Annotated in this window: 19 protein-coding genes; 9 read left to right on the top strand and 10 right to left on the bottom strand. The window is 68.9% G+C overall.

What is annotated here, in order from left to right:
• Positions 1–54: 54 nt before the first annotated feature.
• Positions 55–810, bottom strand: coding sequence for an SGNH/GDSL hydrolase family protein (locus Sp245p_RS19345; protein ID WP_014197878.1), 756 nt, complete (start codon positions 808–810; stop codon positions 55–57).
• A 181-nt stretch (positions 811–991) separates the two neighbouring features.
• Between Sp245p_RS19345 and Sp245p_RS19340 the strand changes: the two genes are divergently transcribed.
• The 3 genes from Sp245p_RS19340 to Sp245p_RS19330 all read left to right on the top strand — a co-directional run bounded on the left by Sp245p_RS19340 (position 992) and on the right by Sp245p_RS19330 (position 4,428).
• Positions 992–2,182 (top strand): OpgC family protein, encoded by a 1,191-nt coding sequence (locus Sp245p_RS19340; protein ID WP_014197876.1) that lies wholly within the window; start codon positions 992–994, stop codon positions 2,180–2,182.
• Between the two features lie 252 nt (positions 2,183–2,434).
• Complete coding sequence (locus Sp245p_RS19335) at positions 2,435–3,928, top strand: nitrilase-related carbon-nitrogen hydrolase (protein WP_014197875.1); 1,494 nt, start codon at positions 2,435–2,437, stop codon at positions 3,926–3,928.
• The gene (locus tag Sp245p_RS19330) at positions 3,925–4,428 is read left to right on the top strand and encodes a hypothetical protein (protein WP_014197874.1); all 504 of its coding nucleotides are present in this window, start codon (positions 3,925–3,927) and stop codon (positions 4,426–4,428) included. The genes Sp245p_RS19335 and Sp245p_RS19330 overlap by 4 nt, the downstream gene beginning before the upstream one ends.
• Before the next feature lie 5 nt (positions 4,429–4,433).
• On the opposite strand, the gene Sp245p_RS19325 is transcribed toward Sp245p_RS19330, so the two are convergent.
• From Sp245p_RS19325 to Sp245p_RS19295, 7 genes are all read right to left on the bottom strand, one after another.
• Positions 4,434–6,494, bottom strand: a complete 2,061-nt coding sequence (locus tag Sp245p_RS19325; RefSeq protein ID WP_041812749.1) for an NAD(+) synthase — start codon at positions 6,492–6,494, stop codon at positions 4,434–4,436.
• Positions 6,495–6,707: 213 nt separating this feature from the next.
• On the bottom strand, positions 6,708–8,402 hold the full coding sequence (locus tag Sp245p_RS36300) for a methyl-accepting chemotaxis protein (protein WP_014197872.1): 1,695 nt from the start codon (positions 8,400–8,402) through the stop codon (positions 6,708–6,710).
• Positions 8,403–8,430: 28 nt separating this feature from the next.
• Complete coding sequence (locus tag Sp245p_RS19315) at positions 8,431–9,429, bottom strand: ornithine cyclodeaminase family protein (protein WP_014197871.1); 999 nt, start codon at positions 9,427–9,429, stop codon at positions 8,431–8,433.
• Entirely contained in the window at positions 9,426–10,280 is an 855-nt protein-coding gene (locus tag Sp245p_RS19310; protein ID WP_014197870.1) for an alpha/beta hydrolase, read from the bottom strand. Before Sp245p_RS19310 ends, Sp245p_RS19315 begins: the two co-directional genes overlap by 4 nt.
• Before the next feature lie 35 nt (positions 10,281–10,315).
• Positions 10,316–11,086: an ABC transporter ATP-binding protein gene (locus Sp245p_RS19305; protein ID WP_014197869.1), complete on the bottom strand. Its 771-nt coding sequence runs from the start codon at positions 11,084–11,086 to the stop codon at positions 10,316–10,318.
• Positions 11,087–11,179: 93 nt separating this feature from the next.
• Positions 11,180–12,184, bottom strand: a complete 1,005-nt coding sequence (locus Sp245p_RS19300) for an ABC transporter substrate-binding protein (RefSeq protein ID WP_014197868.1) — start codon at positions 12,182–12,184, stop codon at positions 11,180–11,182.
• 66 nt (positions 12,185–12,250) lie between these two features.
• Entirely contained in the window at positions 12,251–13,072 is an 822-nt protein-coding gene (locus Sp245p_RS19295; RefSeq protein ID WP_014197867.1) for an ABC transporter permease, read from the bottom strand.
• A gap of 157 nt (positions 13,073–13,229) precedes the next feature.
• On the opposite strand from Sp245p_RS19295, the gene Sp245p_RS19290 reads away from it, so the two are divergent.
• Positions 13,230–13,904 carry a GntR family transcriptional regulator gene (locus Sp245p_RS19290; RefSeq protein WP_041812357.1) on the top strand — a complete coding sequence of 225 codons (675 nt, stop codon included), beginning with the start codon at positions 13,230–13,232 and terminating at the stop codon, positions 13,902–13,904.
• Positions 13,905–13,924: 20 nt separating this feature from the next.
• Here Sp245p_RS19290 and Sp245p_RS19285 read toward each other — a convergent pair whose 3' ends face one another.
• Positions 13,925–14,113: a hypothetical protein gene (locus Sp245p_RS19285; protein WP_014197865.1), complete on the bottom strand. Its 189-nt coding sequence runs from the start codon at positions 14,111–14,113 to the stop codon at positions 13,925–13,927.
• Positions 14,114–14,212: 99 nt separating this feature from the next.
• Here Sp245p_RS19285 and Sp245p_RS19280 point away from each other — a divergent pair, with 99 nt between their 5' ends.
• Positions 14,213–14,692: a VOC family protein gene (locus Sp245p_RS19280; protein ID WP_014197864.1), complete on the top strand. Its 480-nt coding sequence runs from the start codon at positions 14,213–14,215 to the stop codon at positions 14,690–14,692.
• 19 nt (positions 14,693–14,711) lie between these two features.
• Here Sp245p_RS19280 and Sp245p_RS19275 read toward each other — a convergent pair whose 3' ends face one another.
• Positions 14,712–16,139 carry an MFS transporter gene (locus tag Sp245p_RS19275; protein WP_109138770.1) on the bottom strand — a complete coding sequence of 476 codons (1,428 nt, stop codon included), beginning with the start codon at positions 16,137–16,139 and terminating at the stop codon, positions 14,712–14,714.
• Positions 16,140–16,250: 111 nt separating this feature from the next.
• Here Sp245p_RS19275 and Sp245p_RS19270 point away from each other — a divergent pair, with 111 nt between their 5' ends.
• From Sp245p_RS19270 to Sp245p_RS19255, 4 genes are all read left to right on the top strand, one after another.
• Positions 16,251–17,189, top strand: a complete 939-nt coding sequence (locus tag Sp245p_RS19270; RefSeq protein ID WP_014197861.1) for a LysR family transcriptional regulator — start codon at positions 16,251–16,253, stop codon at positions 17,187–17,189.
• Between the two features lie 202 nt (positions 17,190–17,391).
• Positions 17,392–18,330, top strand: a complete 939-nt coding sequence (locus Sp245p_RS19265; protein WP_109138769.1) for an exonuclease domain-containing protein — start codon at positions 17,392–17,394, stop codon at positions 18,328–18,330.
• A 10-nt stretch (positions 18,331–18,340) separates the two neighbouring features.
• Entirely contained in the window at positions 18,341–18,907 is a 567-nt protein-coding gene (locus tag Sp245p_RS19260) for a hypothetical protein (RefSeq protein ID WP_129557198.1), read from the top strand.
• Positions 18,908–19,321: 414 nt separating this feature from the next.
• Entirely contained in the window at positions 19,322–20,206 is an 885-nt protein-coding gene (locus Sp245p_RS19255) for a helix-turn-helix domain-containing protein (RefSeq protein ID WP_014197857.1), read from the top strand.
• Positions 20,207–20,309 lie beyond the last annotated feature (103 nt).

Genomic DNA, 20,309 nt, shown 5'->3' with positions numbered 1-20,309 from the left:
GGGTGCCGTTGGCATGACCACCGGCACCCTTTCCTGGGAACGAATGATGGGGGCTCAGCGCGCCGCGGTCTTCTCGCTCACCACCCGCGGGGTGTCGATCATGTCGGCGACGAACTCCGCCAGACAGCGGTAGCTGAGGTCCTTCAGGTGCAGGCCATCGGTGCTCAGCACCTGATCGGCAACGAAGTGACGGCTTTCCAGCCACCACGCCATGATGCGGTAGCGGTCGAGCACCGGCACGTCGAGTTCGCGGCCGAGCGCCACCACGGTGGACGCGTAGGCGGGGTAGGACTCGACCTTGGCCTCGCCGGGGAAGGACTGCGGGTTCATCAGGATGACGTCGGCGCCGGTCTTGCGGATGCGGGCGATGCCGTCGCGAACGGTGGCGGCGAAGGCGTCGAGCGGCACCTTCTGGAAGCTGTCGTTGGTCCCGACCTGCCAGACCACGAGGTCCGGCTTGGCGGCCAGCACGTCCTTGTCGAAGCGGACGAGGTTGGCCCCCGCCGTCTCGCCGCCGATGCCCTTGTTCAGGACCTGGATGGCCGAGGTGGCGTGACGCTGCTCCAGAATGGCGTCGAGCTGGGCGGGGTAGGTGGCGGTGATGGTGGTGGCCCCGACGCCTTCCGTGCTGGACGACCCCATCGCGACGACCGTCAGCGGGTGCCCGGCGGCCAGGGCGGCCCGGCTGTGCACCAGTCCGGTGGCGGCGGAATCCGCGCCGGGCGGGATCGGGCACAGCGCCGACGCGGCGGCGGCACCGCTCCACAACACCCAAGCGGCCATCAGTCCGCCAAGCACCCGTCCCGTCATGAGCCACGCTCCCCTGGTTCGCCTCGTCGAGGCACGCTGTCTGAGAGCCATGGTCAGGCGATCATGGTTAATGCATCGCTAAGCGAGGGGGCGGCTAACCCCATTTCGTTCCTCGTCAAAAGGGATGCTTTGCCGGGCTCGTCTGTATTCGGAATACGGACGAATAGGTGGGGGACGTGTTATGACCAGGCACCATCTTCTGGATGGCCTGCGCGGCTATTTCCTCGTGTTCATGCTGGTGAACCACATCTGGTTCGACGGGGGAAATCCGGTTGCCCTGGTCAATCACAACCAACTCGCCTTCGTCGAAGACGCGCAGGGCTTCATCCTCATCTCCGGGCTGATCGTCGGGCTCTATTACGGCCGCCTCTACGCCGCCGGGCGGGACGAAGAGGCCGGGAAGCGCCTGCGCGCCCGCGTCTGGCAGCTTTACCTGTACACATTGGCCGTCTTCGCGGCCGTCGTCGCGATGGCGCTGCTGATCCCCGGCGCGCGCAGCGGCTGGGAGTCGCAACTGGGCAGCGCGCTCGGCCCGGCCCTGCCGGCGGTCCTGCTCCTGCTGCACCAGCCGGCGCTGATGGACATCCTGCCGCAATACATGCTGTACCTCGCCGCGTCACCGCTGCTGATCCGCCTGACCCTCGCGGGCAAGGGCGGGGAGGTCATCGCCGGGAGCTTCGCCCTGTGGGCGGCGGTGCAGTTCGGCCTGCATCTGCCGCTGGCCGCCTCGCTGGAGGCGCTGGCCGGCTCGGTCATCCCGGATTTTGCCCTGCGCGGGCACTTCAACCCGCTGGCGTGGCAGATCGTGTTCGTCACCGGGCTGGTGATCGGCACGCTGATGGCGGCGGAGCGGATCGACCTGCGCCCCTGGTTGGCCCCGGACCGCACGCTGCTCGCCCGGGTCGCGTTCTATGTCGTGCTCGCCTTCATGGCGTGGCGGCTGGCCTTCACCTTCGACCTCGTGCCGGAGGACATGGCGGCGCGCTTCTGGAGCCTGCACGACCGCACCGAGTTCAGCCTGATCTTCCTGGTGAATTTCGCGGCGCTGGCCTTCCTGGTGACGTGGCTGCTGTCGGCCGGCGTCGAGGCGGCGTCCCCCGCCGCGCGCTGGGCGGGGCAAGCCCTGCAACGGCTCTTCCTGTTGCGCTTCCTGCGCTATCTCGGCGGCCATTCGCTGCAGGTCTACGCGTACCACGTCGTGCTCGCCTACGGGATCGTGCTGATCGACGAGGCGGTGCGGCCGGTGGGCGCCTTGGGCAAGACGGGAATCACGGTCCTGGCGGTCGCCAGCCTGGCGCTTCCGGCGTGGCTGCATGGGCGCGTCGCCGTGCCGGCGTCGGGGCGTGCGGAGGTCCGGCGCGCCATTACCTGACAACGTAACCGCGAAACCAAGCCGCCGCTATGCTGTTCAACAGGATGGGCGTGGGTGCTTGAGGTGACTTAGCCTCAGGTGACTTAGCCCTCTCCCCTCCGGGGAGAGGGTGGCCCGGAGGGCCGGTGAGGGGGATGCGCATGGCGGTATGTCCGGCACAAGCGCAACCCCCTCACCCTAACCCTCTCCCCAGAGGGGAGAGGGGATGTCGATAGCACCCGCTCCATCCCGTCGCTTTGCGTGGTTGAAGGCATGCATCTGGCTGATCTGTTCGTTGCGCTGCGGCACCAACTGGATCGAGACCTGAAGGAGACCGAACGCGCCGCGCTGCGCCTGGAATTCGCACCGGACGATGCGGGCGGTGTGCTGCGCCGGCTGATGGCGCTGTTGGAGGCTTACGACGGCGCCGACATGCTCAAGACTTGGGTCGGCTCGTCCGACGAGGTGGCGCCGCTGGAGCGGTGTGTGCTGGCGGCCCAGGCCATCGATCAATGGTTCGCGCCGCTGGCCTCGCGCCACCTGTCGCGACGCGCACTGTCCGATGGTCATCTGCGGGCGCGGCAATGGTACAAGCGGCACGGGCGCTTCAACAGCGACGTTGCCGACGGCCAGATCATCCTGCGGCCCGGTTTGTTCGACCGCTCGGTGAACATCCGGGAGGTCACGCCCCTGCGCGAGTCCTTCGACGTGGCCGACCTGTTCCACACCCTGCTTCTGCTGCCGCCGACCCTCGCGGCGGAGTGCCCCCACGGTGAGGACGGCGAACGGCCCGTCGCGCTGGCCTTCCGACGCGTCGCCGAGGTCGCCGACCAGTGCCCCAGCGATCCCGATTGGACACCCGTCGTCGGCGTCGTCCCGCTCGCCCTCGCCGAGGACGACCTCGCCCTGCGGACCTTTTCCAAGGATGGCGCGGACTGGTACGCCGCGGTTCCCGGCGCTCTCGGTGCCCGCGCGGCGTCGGCCATCGACGCGCTGGCCGCCGAAGGGGCGACCGTCATCGTGTTTCCCGAGGTGACCGCCGGTCCCGCGACGCTCGGCGCCATCCAGGCGGCGGTGCGGCGTCACGCGGTGGACGGCCCGATCCGCTACGTTCTCGTCGGGGTCCGGCAGGATGGTGAGGAGGGCGGTAAGCCGCGCAGCACGGCGGTTCTGCTCGACCGGACGGGGGCCGAGATTTTCCGCCAGACGAAGCTGCACTGCTGGGACCTCGACGCCGACCAGTGCCGCTCCTACGACGTGCGCGGCCCGGACGGGCGGTTGCTCGACGCGGCGAAGGAGTTCATCGCGCCGGGGGACGGCGTCACCATCGTCGAGTTGCCCAACATGGGCCGGCTGGCGGTGATGATCTGCGAGGATCTGGGGCGCGAGCAGCCGGCGGCGTGGCTGTGCCGGGCCAAGCTGCTGGACTGGATCGTCACCCCGGTGATGGACGCCGGCCTGACGGAGGAGCGGTGGCAGGCCCAGGCCGGCGACGAGTCCTCCCGCGCCGGGTCGTGCCGGGTGGTGGTGGCGAACAGCATGTCCTTCTCGCACCGCTTCAACCGTGTCTGCGACGCCGATGGGAAGGAGGACAAGCGCATCACCGATTGCGGGGTCGCGCTGTTCTTCCAGCCGCGCGCCGACCCGGCGCAGAGTTCGCGCATCCGCCGGCTGTCGCTTCCCATCGACGCGCCGGAGCCCGGCTGCGTCGCGGCGCGCTGGGAACCGCAACGCTGGTCGGAGCTGAAGACGGAGGGCTGTCCATGAGCGGGGAGGCGTATCGGGCCCTGGCCGACGACATCCGGAACGCCGTCGCCGCCGACCGCTGGGACGAGGCCGACGCGGACCTGGACACGCTGGCCGAGGAGGCGGCGCTGTGCCTCGTGCAGGATCGCCCCGCCGACCTCGCTGCCCTGGCCCGGGAGGTTACCCGCTGCCACACGGCGCTGGCGCTGCGCGAGGACCGCAGACCCGAGGCGATGCACCGGCTGGGGCAACTCCGCGCCATCGCCGCGCTGGTCGCTGCCGGCCGGGCAAACCGGCCCGCCCGCAGCGAGGCGGCGCTCGTCCGGGCCGGAACGCCGACCGCGGCGGTGCTGCGCGCCCTGGCGGACGGGGCGAAATCCGGGCCAGCGCTGGTCGAGGCGACGGGCCTGTCGCACGATGCTGTGGCCCGCGCCCTGCCGGAACTGCGCGCCGCCGGGCTGGTCCGCTCCTGGCCGGCCGGGCGATTGGTGATGAACGAACGGACCGGCGACGCGGGGTAGGGCGGCTACTCCTTCGGCACCTCGCGCTCCAGCTCCTCCAGCCAGATGCGGGCGTTGCCGTCGGACGGGGCGCGCCAGTCGCCGCGCGGCGACAGCGAGCCGCCCGCGGTCACCTTCGGCCCGTTGGGCATGGCCGAGCGCTTGAACTGGCTGAAGCCGAAGAAGCGCTGGATGAAGACGCGCAGCCAGGAATGGATTTCGGCCAGCGTGTAGGCGCTGCGCTTCTCCACCGGATAGCCCGCCGGCCAGTCGCCACGCGCCGGATCGGACCAAGCGTGCAGGGCGAGGAAGGCGATCTTCGACGGGCGCAGGCCATAGCGCAGCGTGTGGAACAGATGAAAGTCCTGAAGCTCGTAGGGACCCACGACGGCCTCCGAACTCTGCAGGGCGCGGTCGCTGCCGGCGGGGACCAGTTCGGGCGAAATCTCGGTGGACAGGATGTCGCCCAGCGTGTCCAGAACCTCGTCCTGGAACTGGCGGGAGCCGATGACCCAGCGGATCAGATGCTGGATCAGCGATTTCGGGACGCCGGAATTGACGTTGTAATGGGCCATCTGGTCGCCGACGCCGTAGGTGCACCAGCCCAGCGCCAGCTCCGACAGGTCGCCGGTGCCCAGCACGATGCCGCCCCGCTGGTTGGCGAGGCGGAACAGGTAGTCGGTGCGCAGACCCGCCTGGACGTTCTCGAAGGTCACATCGTACACCGCCTCGCCACGGGCGAAGGGGTGGTCCATGTCCTTGAGCATCTGGTTGGCGGCGGGACGGATGTCGAGTTCGTGGTGCGACACGCCGAGCGCGCTCATCAGGCGCAGGGCGTTGCCCTTGGTCTTGTCGCTGGTGCCGAAGCCCGGCATCGTGAAGGCGAGGATGTCGGTGCGCGGCCGGTCGAGCAGGTCCATGGCGCGGGCGGCGACGATCAGGGCGTGGGTGGAATCCAACCCGCCCGACACGCCGATCACGATGCGCGGCATGCCCGTGGCCCGCAACCGCTGGACCAGCCCGGCGACCTGGATGTTGTAGGCCTCGTAGCAGTCGAGCTCCAGACGCTCCCGCGCCGCCGGGACGAAGGGGAAGCGGGGCACGTTGCGGCGCAGCCCGAGGTCCCCGCCGGGCGGATCGACGCGGAAGGCGACCCGCCGGAAGGCCGTCCCGTGCGAGCGGCGGTTGTCGTCGAAGGTGCCCATGCGCAGCCGCTCCTGGCGCAGCACGTCGAGGTCGACGTCGGCGACGGCCATCTGGGCGCCCTTGGGGAAGCGCTCGGTCTCGACCAGCGTCTCGCCGTTTTCGAAGATCGACGCCTGCCCGTCCCAGGCCAGATCGGTGGTCGATTCCCCGGCGCCGGCGGAGGAGTAGAGATAGGCGGCGATGCAACGCGCCGATTGCGACTTGCAGAGCAGGCGGCGGGTCTCCGCCTTGCCGATGGTGATGTTGCTGGCCGACAGGTTCGCCAGCACCGTCGCCCCGGCCAGCGCCGCCTCGGAGCTGGGCGGGACGGCGACCCAGAGATCCTCGCAGACCTCGGCGTGGACGACCAGACCGTCGAGGTCGTCCGCCTGGAACAGCAGGTCGGGGCCGAAGGGGGCGTCGAGGGCGCCGTCTTGGGCGCCGTCTCGGGCGCCGATGCGGATCGTCCCGCCCTCGGTGCCGGCGCCGGAGGCGAAATGGCGGCGCTCGTAGAATTCCCGGTAATTGGGAAGATGGACCTTGGGCACCACGCCGAGCAGCCGGCCGCGATGCACGGCGACCGCCGTGTTGTAGACGCGACCGGCGTGGCGCAGCGGCGCGCCGACGAGGATCAGCGGCATCAGGTCGCGCGACTGCTCCACCAGATGGGCGACGGCCTTCTCCACGGCGTCGAGCAGGCAGTCCTGAAGGAACAGGTCGTCGATGGCGTAGCCGGACAGCGCCAGCTCGGGAAACAGCGCGACGGCGACCGCCTGGTCGTCGCACTCCCGCACGCTGTCCAGCACCGCGGCGGCGTTCGCCATCGGGTCGGCGATGGTGCAGGGCGTGGTGCAGGCGGCGACCCGGGCCATCCCATGGCGGTAGAGTGATCCAAAGCTCATGGTCCGAGCCGCGCCGTCAACCGTCATCGTGATCCTCTCCCAACCGGTCCTGCGATAATGCACGCAAGAGAGAAACCGGCGGAGGCCGCCGGTCGTCTCGCCCGCCGCATTCTGGCGGTTGCCGGCGCGGCGCTCAACCCATTGATCATGGCCCATTGATCATGGCCCATTGATCAGGGCCGATTGGTTATGGCCGATGGATTGGGGGAGGGATCAGGCCGTCTTCACCTCGGCGATGAAGGCGTCGACGCTGCCCTTGAGGGCCACGGCGCGGCCGGCCACCTCGCGGGCGGATTGCAGGACCTGGGCCGAGCCGGCGGCCGTCGATTCCGAGGCGACGCGCAGCGTGCCGATGGTTCCCGTCACCTCCGCCGTGCCCTGCGCCGCCTGGACGGCGTTGCGGCCGATCTCGGCGGTGGCCGCGCCCTGCTGCTCGACCGCGGCGGCGACGGCGGTTGCCATCTCGTTCAGGCGGAAGATCACCGTGGCGATGGTCTGGATGGCCGACACGGCGCCGCCGATGGTCTCCTGCATGGAGCCGACCTGGCTGCGGATCTCGTCGGTCGCCTGCGCCGTCTGGTTGGCGAGCTGCTTGACCTCGCTCGCCACCACGGCGAAGCCCTTGCCGGCCTCGCCCGCGCGGGCGGCTTCGATGGTGGCGTTCAGCGCCAGCAGGTTGGTCTGGCTGGCGATCCCCTGGATGAGGTCGATCACCTCGTTGATGCGCTGGCCGGATTCGGTCAGGGCGCCGACCCGCTCCTGGGCCTGCTGGGCCTGCCGCGACGCCTCGTCGGCGAAGCCGCGCGCCTCGTTCATCTGGCGCGACACCTCCTGCACGGTGGAGGTCATCTCCTCCGTCGCGGCGGCGACCGTCTGGACGTTGGCGGCGGTCTGCTCGGCGGCGGCGCCGACGACGGTCATCCGCTCCGACGCCTGTTCCGCTCCGGCGGACAGGGAGTTGGCGGTGGCCTCCAGCGCGGCGGCGGCGTCCTTCATGACGTGCAGGGCCTCGCCGACCTCGCGGTCGAAGCGCAGGATCGTCGCGCCAACCGCCTCGGCGCGGTCGAGCTTGTGCCGGGCCTCGGCCTCCTGCTCCGCCTGGATGCGCTGGCGGTCGAGCGCGTTGTCCTTGAAGACGGCGAGCGCCCGCGCGATGTCGCCGACCTCGTCGCGGCGGTCGGAGCCGCTGATGACCACCGTCAGGTCGCCGCCGGACAGACGGCGCAGGCAGGACACCGCCTCGACGATGGGGGTGACGATGCCGCGCGCCGACAGCCAGCGCCCGATCAGCCCGCTGGCGAGGATGCCGAGCAGGGCGACCGCGGCGATCAGCCACGTGGTCCGGTCGGCCAGCGCTTCCGCCTCCTCGGAGATCCGCGCCGTCTTGGCGACGGTGAGGCCGTTGTAGTCCTGGACGGCGCGGATCAGCGCCTCCACCTGCTCCTGGCTGCCGGACACGTTGTTCAGCACCTCGCGCCGGGCGTAGGTGATGCCCATGTCGGCGTGCTTCTTCGCCGCCGCCACCGTGGCGTCCAGGCTGCTGACATAGGCGGCGTACTGCGTCTCGATGCCGTCCAGCAGCGGACGCTGCTGCGCGTCGGCGGCGGAGCGGGCGTGCTCCAGATGGGCGCGGACCCCGGCCTTGCGGTCGGCGACGACCGCCTCGATGGTGGCGACACTGGCCGGGTTGGCGCCCATCTGGTACTCGGCGCGGCTCAGCTCGACCAGATAGCGGTTCAGACGGGCGCCCTGCGTCGCCTCGCGCCCCGCCTCCTCGACCCGGTTCAGCTCTCCGCCGAGCGTGGCGAGGCCGTAGCCGCTGACCAGGGCGGTGGACACCGAAACGGCGCCCAGCACCACGACGATGCCGAGAATCTTCCCGGCGATGCGCACATTCTTCAACTGCATGTCGGCCTCGGTCGCGCCCTCTTGAGGGTCAGCGCGCTAAATCGATGCGGTGGATGGGTAAGCCGGTGTCGGTTCCGGCGGCGGTGTCGGCGGCAGCGTTGGCGGCGCGGACGGCCCAGGCGGCGATCGCCAGATCCTGGATGCCCATGCCGGTGGAATCGAAGACGGTGATCTCGTCCGCGCTGGCGCGGCGGGGCGCCTTGCCCTCCAGCACGTCGCACAGCGTGCCGCGGATGGACTCGCGGGTCAGGCCGTGCGCCAGCGCGTGCTGGCATTCGCCGAGTGCCGAGGCCTGCGCCCAGTCGTCCACCCAGACGGCGGCGCCGAGCAGGATCGCCGGGTCCAGCTCCTGCTTGCCGGCGGTGTCGGCGCCCATGGCGCAGATGTGCGTGCCGGGGCGGACCCAGCCGGCCCGGACCACCGGCTCGCGCGCCGTGGTCAGGGTGATGAGCACGTCGGCGTTGCGCGCCGCGGTCTCGGCGTCCACGACCTCGACGGGCAGCCGCCCGGCGAAGGAGGCCGCCAGTTCCTCGGCCCGCGCGCGGTCGCGGTTGGCCACCAGGATGCGCTCGAAGCCGCGCACCAGCAACGCCGCCTCCAGATGGTGCGCCGCCTGCCCGCCGGTGCCGATCAGGGCGAGCACCCGCGCGTCGGGCCGGGCCAGTTCGCGGATGCCGATGGCGCAGGCGGCGGCGGTGCGCAGCCCGGTCAGGTGGTTGGAGCTGACCAGCGCCGTCGGGCAGCCGGTCTCCGGGTCGGTCAGCACGGTGGTGGACTGGTGGTTGGTCAGGCCGCGGGCGCGGTTGCCCGTCCAGTAGCCGCCGATCTTCAGCCCGAGCAGCCCGATGGCGAGGTCGCCGCCGGCCTTGATGCCGTAGACGTCCGGCCCAGGCAGCAGCCGTTCGCGGACCACCGGGAAGTTGCGCGCCTGCCCGCGGGAGACTTCGCGGAAGGCCATGTCCATGGCGTCGATGGCGTCGGCGGGGGACACCAGACGGCGGGCGGCGTTTTCATCGATGACGATCATTCTTTTACTCCCGCGGCGTCGAGCACCAGCCGCGACAGCGTGTCGTCCGGCCTTTCCATCCGTGCCATGATCGAGAAGTGATCCTCCCCGGCCAGCGTGTGATAGGTGCAGCGTGAGCCGCGGCACTGGCACAGCGTGGCGAAGTCGCGCGACTGGGCGATCCAGGCGGGAGTCTCCGCCGAGCCGACGACGACCGTCAGGGCCGTGGCGGTGGAGGGCGGGTGGCGCATCGGGCTGACCCCGTCGACCATCTCCGGGCGCAGCCCGATGGTCTCGTTGACGGTGATGTCCAGCACCGGCGCCAGCTCGTAGATGCCGCTGATCAGAACGGCGGCCTTGATGGCGCCATCCTCCAGCCGGTCCGCCCCGGCCCCGGCGTCCTCGGCCAGCGCCATGGCGATCAGATGAGCCCCGGCGGAATGGCCCGACACGGTGAGGCGGTCGGGATCGCCGCCAAGCGAGGCGGCGTTGCGGTGAATCCAGCGCAGCCCCTCGCGGGTGCGCCGCGCGATCTCCGGCAGGGTCGCCGCCGGGCACAGGTCGTAATTCATGACCACGGTCGTGACGCCGCGCGGCACCAGCGCGTCGGCGACATAGCTGTAGTCGGCCTTGTCGCGCCCGCGCCAATAGCCGCCGTGCAGGAAGACGTGCAGCGGGGCGCCGGGCGCGGCCGCCGGAAACACGTCGAGCGTGGAGAGCGGGGTGTCGCCATAGGCGATGTCGTAACGTCCGGCGTTCCGTTCCCGAGCGGCGCGGCTCAGCGCGGCGGCGCGCTCGGCGTGGCGCGCGAAGTCGGGAACGGAATGGCGGGGGTTGTACTGCCACTCGTGATCGTCAGGAACGACTGACACGATGGGACCTCCTGGGTTCCGGAGAAGGGGGGCGCTCAGACCAGATCCATCAGCTGGGTCCACAGCTGGTGCCGCTTGGCGACGTATTCCGGCGTGTCGCGCAGCGCCTCGCCCAGGCTGGCGCGCGGGCGCGGGATGTCGATGGGCACGATCTCGCGGATGCGGCCGGGGCGGGGCGACATGACCACCACCCGGTCGGCGAGGCAGACGGCCTCGTCCACGCTGTGGGTGACGAAGAGGATCGTCTTGCCCATGCGCTCGGTCAGGCCGAGCATCTCGTTCTGCAAAATCTCGCGGGTCAGCGCGTCGAGCGCGCCGAACGGCTCGTCCAGCAGCATGATCTCCGGCTCGATCGCCAGGGCGCGGGCGATGCCGACGCGCTGCTGCATGCCGCCGGAGAGCTGGTGCGGGAAGCGGTCGCCGAAGCCCTTCAGCCCGACGGTGGCGAGCACGCGCTCCGTCGTCTCGCCGTGGCGGGCGGCGGGGATGCCCTTGGCCTCCAGCGCGAAGCCGATGTTCTGGGCGGCGGTCAGCCAGGGCAGCAGGCCGTATTGCTGGAAGACGAAGCCGCGGTCGTGGCCGGGGCCGGTGACCGGCTTGCCGTCGATGCGGATCTCGCCGCTGGTCGCTGTCTCCAATCCCTGGATGATGCGCAGCAGCGTGGTCTTGCCGCAGCCGCTGGGCCCGACGAAGGCGATGAACTCACCCTCCTCCACGTCCAGGTCGACGCCGTCGAGCGCCGTCATCGACGGCCCTCCGGACACCGGGAAACGCTTGGTCAGGTTGCGGACGGACAGCTTGGGCATGGGACGGCACCGGGTCTTGAAGCGGGACGGCGGGCGGAATGGAGCGAAGCGGGGGAGGGGGCCGGCGGTGCGACGCCGGCCCCGACGGGAGGATTACGGCTGCTTGTAGGTGCCGATCTCCGCCAGCACCTCCTGGACGATGCTGGTGTCCAGCACCTTCTCGGCCGGGTGGACGGCCTTCTGCAGGCCGCCTTCGACGTTCAGCTCCTGCATGTACTTGGCCTGATCGGCGGTGACGGTGCCGTTCGGGTTCCAGATGCCGCCGATCTTGTAGAACTCGTAGAATTCGGCGAGCTGCTCGTCGTTGTAGTCGAAGTGCTTTTTCGCGACGTCCAGCGCGCCCTTCTCGTTGTCGAAGATCCAGCGGGTCGCCTCCAGCTCCGCCTTGACGAAGCGCTTCAGCACGTCGCGCTTCTTGGCGATGGTCTGGTCGTTGACGTCCCAAGGGGTCATCACGTAGTTGGGCAGCTTCTTGGAGACGACGAACAGCACCTTGGCGTTCTTGTCGTGCGCGGCCTTCGGGTCGTAGTTGGAGACGGTCGCGTCGATGGTGCCGGTCAGGATGCCGTTGATGCGGGCCGAGGAGCCCTTCAGCGAGACCCACTGGACCGACTTGATCTGCTCCTCGCTCATGCCGGCCTGGCGCATCAGGGCGGTGATGACGACGTGCGGCAGCGAGCCGGGGGAGGAGATGCCGACCTTCTTGCCCGGCAGGTCGGTGACGTCCTTCACGCCCGACGCGGCGTTGGCGTAGAAGGCGTAGTGCAGGCCGGTGTGGACGCCGCCGATGGTCTTCAGCGTGCCGCCCTTGTCGGCCGCCGCCAGCGTCTCCGACATGCCGGCCTGGCTGATGTCCAGTTCCCCGGCGATCAGCGAGCGCACGGGGATGGAGCTGTCGGCGATGTGCACCAGTTCCACCGTCAGGCCGTTCTTCTCGTAGAAGCCCTGGTCCTGCGCGACGAACTCGACGAGGTTCAGGAACATCTTGGCCGGCATGCCGATCTTCAGCGCGTCGGCGGCGAGCGCGGCGGTGCTCATCGCCACGGAGAAGGCACCCGCCAGCAGGGCGGCCTTCAGCGAACGGGACATCATGCTCATGATCCCTCTTCCTTCCTCAATCCGGTGTGGTGTGGGGCGCGTGTGGTGCGGGAGGTGGCGGGCCGGTCAGCGGCGGCGCCAGCGGCCGAAGCGCTCTTCGACCTTTTGAACGAGAACGGTCAGCGCGTTGGCGAGCAGGGCCACCACCAGGACCGGGGCGAAGGCCTTGGCCGTCTCGAACGCGTTGGTGTAGTTGATGATCAGGCCGCCGAGGCCGGAGATGGAGGTCAGGAACTCCGCCACGATCATCGCGATGATGCCGCGGCCGAGCGCGATGCGCAGGCCGCTCGCCACGTAGGGCAGGGCGTAGGGTGCGATGATCTGGCGGTAGACCATGAACCGCGAGGCCATGAAGGCCTTGCCGATGTCCAGATAGTGCCGGTCGACGTTCTTCACGCCGGTGACCGTGTTGATGATCACCGGGAAGACCGCGAACAGGATGATGATCGTGATCTTGGCCAGGAAGCCGATGCCCACCCACAGCATCAGGATGGGGATCAGCGCCACCAGCGGCATGGCGTAGAGCGCGTTGATGTAGGGATCGAGGATCACCTCCACCGTGCGGTTCGTGCCCATCGCGAAGCCGACCACGATGCCGATGACCGAGGCGATGACGAAGCCCAGGACGAAGGTCGACATGCTGTCCAGCGTCGCCGAGAGCAGCTCGCCGTTCAGCAGCAGCTCCCAGGTTGCGATGGCGATGTCGCTGGGCACCGCGACCAGCAGCTTGTTCGCGTCGCGCGCCGCGAATTCCCAGACGGCGAGCAGCAGGACCAGCGTGCCGATTTGAAGCAGCCGCTCGCGGCGCCTCTGCCGGTTGGGGTCGGACGCGGCCTCAGGCTCGCCGGCGCTTTTTGAAACGGCGCTCGCTTGTGCACTCCGCTGCACGCCTGCCTCCTGTGTGCGAGGTGATGGTATGGTGTGGTGGGTGTGGCGTTTGGCCCTCTGGGCCGCCGCCTTGGATCGTCGTTGATACGTATGCTAATCGAAGGTGGTAGTGTGGCGCAAGCAGATCGTCATACTGTCTGACAAGAAGAGAAATTTTATGTCAAATTTGCCGATAAATATTGTCCGCGTCGCCGCTCCCCTGCGTCAGCAGGTGATCGACCTGTTGCGCGCGGCCATCGCCGACGGGCGCTATTCCCCCGGCGACCGGCTGGTCGAACGCGAGCTGTGCGAGACGTTGCAGGTCAGCCGCCCGATCCTGCGGGAGGCTCTGCGCCAGCTGGAGGCGGAGGGGCTGGTCCACAACGTGCCCCAGCGCGGGTTGGAGGTGGTGACCCTGACGGCGGAGGATGTCCGGCAGATCTATCAGGTGCGCGGGGCGCTGGAGAGCCTGGCGGCGGCGGAGTTCATCGCCCAGGCCAACCCGGAGCAGTGGGCCATCCTCGCCGACGCCATGGCGGCCTTCGAGGCGGCGGCGGCGGAAGGCGTGCCGTCGCGCATCCGCACGGCGAAGACCATGTTCTACGACACGCTGATCGCCGGCTGCGGCAACCCGACGATGGCGCAGATCCTCAAGGCGCTGCACAACCGCATCCAGCTGCTGCGCGGGGTGTCGCTGGCCGAGCCGGGGCGGCTGCCCAACACGATCCGCGAAATCCGCGAGATCTTCGAGGCGATGACCGCCCGCGACACGGTGCGCACACGCCAGCTCTACGACGAGCACATCGCCAGCGCCGCCCGCGTGACCATGCAGGCTTTAGCCGCGGGACGATAATGCCTGGGCGGTAAGGGCGGTCAGGCGCCGCCGATGCCCTCGGTGAAGGTCTCGCCGGTCCTGGGGTCGATGTCCTCGCCGGTCCCCGGCGTGCCGGGCGCGGCCTCGTCCCGATCATTGGGGCGGTCGCTGGCCGGCTTTTGGCTGTCGGGGTCGTAGCTGCGCGGGGGATGGACGGCGGTGTCGTCCGGCTTCTTCGGGTCGCTCATGCGCCACCTCTGCGAAAGGGATTGCAACCTTCCCGTCAACAAGGGCGGGGGCGTATCCTCACGCGCATCGGCAACGCACCGACAGGGAAGGGACACGCCATGACGACCGCCAAAAACACCATCTGCCTCTGGTACGACAAGGACGCGGAGGCCGCGGCCCGCTTCTACGCCACGGTCTTTCCCGACAGTGCGGTGGGCGCCGTTCACCGCGCGCCCGGCGACTACCCGTCCGGCAAGGCGGGCGGCGTGCTGACGGTGCAGTTCACGGTCGCCGGCATTCCCTGCCTCGGCCTCAACGGCGGGCCGACGTTCAAACACACCGAAGCCTTCTCGTTCCAGATCGCCACCAACGATCAGGAGGAGACCGACCGCTACTGGAACGCCATCGTCGGCAACGGCGGGCAGGAAAGCGCCTGTGGCTGGTGCAAGGACCGCTGGGGCGTCTCCTGGCAGATCACGCCGCGCGTCCTGACCGAGGCGCTGGCGGCCGGCGGCGACGAAGCCGGACGCGCCTTCGCGGCGATGATGGGCATGACGAAGATCGACGTCGCGGCGATCGAGGCCGCGCGGCGCGGCTGACGATCCCCCGGGGCCGGGCTCACCGGCCAGGGGCCGGCGCCTCAACGGCCTCCACGGCCTCCGCCGCGCCGCGCGGGGGAACGCGCAGCAGGCTGGTCAGGCCGCCCGCCAGGGTGAGGGCGGCGGCCAGGGCGAGGCCGAGGCGCGGCGCCGTCTCCGGACCGGACAGCAGCGAGAACAGCACGGTCATGAGCACCGCGCCGGCGGTCTGCCCGACCAGACGCGCGGTGCCCTGCATCCCTCCGGCGGCGCCGCTGCGCGTCTTGGGCACGGTCAGCAGCATGTTGCGGTTGTTGGGCGTCTGGAACAGCCCGAAGCCGAAACCGCACATCACCATGAAGGCCAGCAGCGGCCGCGCGTCCTGCCCGAGCGGCCAGACCGCCGCCAGGGCGAGGCCGGCGGCGAGGAGCAGGCCGCCCACGGCGCACAGCCAGCCCGTCCCCACCCGGTCGGACAGCCGGCCCGCGATGGGGGCGGCGACGGCGGTCGCCAGCGGCCACGGCACCAGGAACAGCCCCGCCGTGACGATGTCCTGGCCGAGCCCGTGCTGCAGGTAGAAGGGCAGGGCCACGGCGGCGGCCATCTGGCCGGTGAAGCAGAGGACGGAGGCGACCACCGACAGGCGGAAGGAGCGCACCCGCAGCAGATCGAGCGGCACCAGCGGCGCTTCGCGTTGCTTTTCGCGACGGACCAGCCCGGCAAGGCAGAGCGCCGCGGCCAGCAGCAGCGCGCCGCCGCGCAGGGGCTGCGCCGCGACGGTCTCGGCCCCCATCACCAGGGCGGCGAAGAATCCGGCGTTGAGGGCGACGCTGACCGGATCGAGGCGGCGCTTGGTTCCCGCGACGGCGGGCAGCGCGCGGGCGGTCGCCAGAACCACGAGGCCGACCGGGATGTTGACCGCGAACAGGACGGGCCAGGGGGCGACGGCGAGGATGCCCGACCCGATCGTCGGTCCCGCCGCCGAGGCGAGCGCGATGGCCAGGGCGTTCCAGCCGATGGCGGCGCCGAGCAGCCGCTGCGGATAGACGAAGCGCAGCAGCGCGACACCCAGCGCCATCACCGCCGCCCCGCCGAGCCCCTGCACGAAACGCGCGGCGATCAGCCAGGGCAGCGTCGGCGCCAGGGCGCAGCCGGCGGAGGCCGCGGTGAACAGCAGCACCCCGCCGGTGAACACCCGGCGGTGCCCGAGACTCTCGCCGAGGGCGCCGACGGGCAGGAGCGCGATCACCAGGGCCAGTTGATAGGCGGTAATGATCCAGACGGTGTCGGCGGGCGGAACCCCGAGCGTGCCGGCGACGGTCGGCAGGGCGATGTTGGCGATGGCGCCGTCGAGCACGACGAGCACGATCGCGGCGATGACGGACGCGCCGGCCACGGCGCGGCGGGGCATGGGCAGCCCGTCCGGATGCGGGGAATCAGGAGTTCGGGCGAGGGTGGAACGGGGCATCGGCGTCTCCAACAGGGGTTGGATCAATTTTGCCCTCCGCGTGGCATGGCGGAAGACGCCGCCTGTGCAGGTTATTCCTGCATGGAACGCCATGTGTTAGCCTCGGGCTCCATGGCCGATCCCGATCTCAACCTGCTCCTCGCGCTCGACGCGCTGCTGGCGGAGGGCAGCGTCGTCAAAGCGGCGCGCCAGCTCGGCCTCAGCGAGTCCGCGATGAGCCGCACCCTGGCGCGGCTGCGCGCGGTCACCGGGGACCCGCTGCTCGTCCGGGCCGGGCGCGGCCTCGTCCCGACGCCGCGGGCCGTCCAGTTGCGGGAGCGGGTGCCCGGCCTCGCCGAGGAGGTCCGCGCGGTGCTGCGTCCGGCGGAGGCCATCGACATCGCCCGGCTGGAGCGCGGCTTCACCCTGCGCGCCAGCGAGAGCTTCATCGAGGTCTACGCCGCCCGGCTGGTCGGCCGAGTCGCCGCCGAGGCGCCCGGCGTCCTTCTGCGCTTCGCGCCGCGAGGGAACCGCGACGCGCAGGCGTTGCGCGACGGGCTGATCGACCTCGACATCGGCGTGCATTCGGAAACCACGCCGGAGCTGAAGGTGCAGAGCCTGCTCCGCGACCGGCTGGTCGCCGCCGTGCGGGAGGACCACCCGCTGACCCGGCTGGAGACGGTGACGCCGGAACAGTACGCCGCCTGCGGGCATGTGCTGACCTCGCGGCGCGGGCTGGTGCGGGACCGGATGGACGAGGCGTTGGCTGCCCTCGGCCTCGCCCGCAAGGTGGTGGCGGTGGTGCCGAGTTTCCCGGCGGCCCTGGCAATCGTCCGCGCCTCCGACCTGACCGCCCTGGTGTCCGAGCGCCAACTCGCCGCGGGCGTGGCTGGGGTGCGCATCCTGCCGCTCCCCATCGCCCTGGCCATCGTCTTGGATGAGGTCGTGGTGACGCAGATGTGGCACCCCCGGCATGACGCCGACCCGGCCCACCGCTGGCTGCGCGGGGTGGTGCTTGCCGCTTGTCGTGAGGCGGCGGTGCCCCCGTATGACCTGCCAAGCGCGAGTTGATCAGGCCGACTGGACACGAGGACAATAGCCGCTAGATGCCTTCAAAGCGCCATTTCTGAAATCGTCATCGTTACCATAGAGAACCATGCCGCCGCCAAGAGTTCTGACTTTGAGCTATCTCTGCTAAGGTTATCGGTCTATACTCGCCCAGGTGGCGAGACCTGGGTCTGCGCATATAAGAGCTAAGGGCGCGGGATTGCAAATGCCGGCTTGGTTGAAGCGGATAAAACCAGATCGCCGGTCATCGGTGGCATCGAAGAATTTGTCGAAACGTTACGTCGTCATAGACTGCGAAACTACCGGTCTGTCGCCTAGGTCCGGCGACAGGGTGATCAGTTTTGCCGCTATCGAAATCGTGGATGACGCGCCAACCGGGCGGGCGCTGAACCTCATATTCAACCCTGGCCGGAAGTCGAACCCACATGCCTTGCGCGTTCACGGCTTGGCAGATCACGTTCTCCGTCACCAGCCGGAGTTTGTGACAGCCGCAGATGAGATCCGTGGCTTTCTCGGTGACGCGGTGATTGTCGGACACAACGTCAGCTTCGATGTTGGATTTCTGTGTCATGAGTTCGTGCAGTTGGGTCTGCTGTGGACTCCTGCCGAGCAGATATGCACGATGCAACTGTTCGCGGCGATCGGCACCGGGTCGACGAACCTGGACTCCGCGGCAGCTCATTTCGGTATCGACGTTAGCGCCCGTGGCCGCTTCCACAACGCATTCGCAGACGCCGAGATCACGAGCCGCTTATTCCAAACAATCCATTTCCGCTGCTCCGTTCCCACAGCGGTCCCACACCTCGAACCGACCAACTACGTGCCTCCTCCTCCGCTGATTCAGTCGATTGACGATCTGCCGGGAAACGACGTGGGCTGCTCGGCGGGGCTGGCGTTTGCCATCACCGGAGAACTCGCGTGCATGAGCCGCGAACAGGCGATCGAGGCGATCGAGGCAAGCGGTGGAACGTTTCACAAGACCGTGCGAAGGGACACCGATTTTCTTGTTGTCGGCGACGCTCCTGGCGCGACCAAGCTCGATACAGCCGCGGCACGTCGGGCGAAGTACGGTAAGCCCACGAATATTGATGAAGCGCGACTTTTGTATCTGCTGAATGCAACGCAAAGCGCACAAACACGATAACGAGCGAGCCATGGCTACACTGCTCCCGAGCTATCTTCCTGTGCTACTCGACAAGTTTGCACGCCTTCTGCTTGACGGTGCGGCGATTCCAAATGAGTACAAGAAAAGGAAGAAAAAGCCGCTTTTTCCTATCGCCAGAAAAGATGTACCACGCATCATCTCGTCGACTGGCCGGTCGGCGTTCTCGACACGTATTGAAATCGACAACCGTGCGTGGAACGTCGGGTTTACGCAGCACGGACAGCGTCTGTGGGTAGACGCGAACTGGAACACAGCCCCACCGACGTTGGAAGGCGATGTTGTTCAGGCCGCCTTCATTTGCGTCCTCGACGAAATGCGAATCAGGCAGTTCCTGTCGGTTGAGCAGATCACATGGCTGTTGAAGGCTGACCCGGAATCAGGCCGCTTACCTGCGCACGATGCCGAGTGGGTTCCAAGTCTACACCATGATCATGATCTAATCGTCCCTGGGGATACGCCACAGGAGTGGCGGCTGGGTGTGTTCGGGCGGGAGGTTCTGCGGATGTTGCAGGGGCGGTCCATTCAGCCCGCCTCTAAATCGGCCCCTTTAAGATAGGCCGTCGGAGGCAACAGTCTCGAGAAGACAGCGGACACGCAGACAGGCGTCAGCATCGCTGAGTGGTGTTCGAGGGGTGATGGCTCGGAGCCGCACCAGGGACCGGTGAGAGTCATAACCGTACCCCACACGCGCGCTCACAACCGCACGTCTTGGCACTCTTCTCTCCCTGCCGGGCATGCTTCTTTGAGCAACTCGACGCCGAAGGGCATGTGGGTCGTCACCCTAACCCAACACTTTGTGGGGCCTGCCGGGCGGGCCGCCCACTCGCCCACCCACCCACACCCCTCGCCCGCATGGCACGGCACCAAATAAGAATGCGACTTGTTCGCAATTGCATATTGCCCTATAGGTCTGCCGGCTCGGGGGAGAATTCCGGGGGTCTGTTCAATCCGGTGGCTGGGAGGCCGATCCATGCCGTTCCATCCCAGAATGCAAAGCAGCACGGAAGGGTTCACCATTCTCGGGGACCTTCAGTGGCGCGCCTGGAACGGGATGATCGCCGACATCTGGAACGTCGCCTGCGACCAGAACGGCCAGGGCGAGTATGTGTCCGAAGCCCCGCGGCTGGTGGTGGTCCTCGATCAGGTGGGGGAGGGCGGGCTGCACGTCACCGCCTCGCCCGGGCGCGGCGAGGGTGGCCGGCTCAGCCGGCGCGAGCCGCTGAGCTATGTGCCCGCCGGCCTGCGGGTGTGGTCGCGCACGGTGAATGTCCGCCGTCTCACCCATCTCGATCTCCATTTCGACATGTCCGTGCTGGGGGGCCGCTTCGTCGACGGGCTGGACGTCCGGGGCATGGAGCGGCCGCGGCTGAATTTCGCTGATGACCGTCTGTTCGCGTTGGCCCGCCTGATCGCGGCGGAATGCCGGACGTCGGGGAACCTGCACGACCTCTATGGCGAGAGCCTGATGGCCGCGCTGTTCGTCGGCCTCGCGCAGGCGGAGCCCATCGCCGAACGCAAACGGGGGCAACTGCCGCCGCGCCAGTTGAAGCGCGTCACCGACTACATCGAGGAGCATTGCGGCCGTCCCATCCGCCTGCAGGAACTGGCCGAGCTGACCGGCCTGTCCACCACCCACTTCTGCACCGCCTTCAAGGCATCGACCGGTCTGCCGCCCCACAAATGGCAGATGCGGGTCCGCGTCGAACGGGCCAAGAGCCTGCTGACCGGATCGGACATGACGCTGGCCTCCGCCGCGGTGACGGCGGGTTTCTCCGATCAGGCGCACCTGACGCGCGTCTTCCGTCAGATCGTCGGTACCACGCCCGCCGCGTGGCTGCGCAACCACACCGGCTGAGCCCGCATCGCCCAATGCGACGAATGCCGGAAGATCGTCCAACCCGTCCAAAGACCGTTCAATCGCGCCGCTTCATGCACATGCTAATCATTCGCAACAACGA

The sequence above is a fragment of the Azospirillum baldaniorum genome (assembly GCF_003119195.2).
In the GTDB taxonomy this organism is placed as follows: Bacteria; Pseudomonadota; Alphaproteobacteria; order Azospirillales; family Azospirillaceae; genus Azospirillum; species Azospirillum baldaniorum.
Note: the sequence above shows the minus strand (reverse complement) of the source record. Positions and strands in the feature narration are given on the sequence as shown.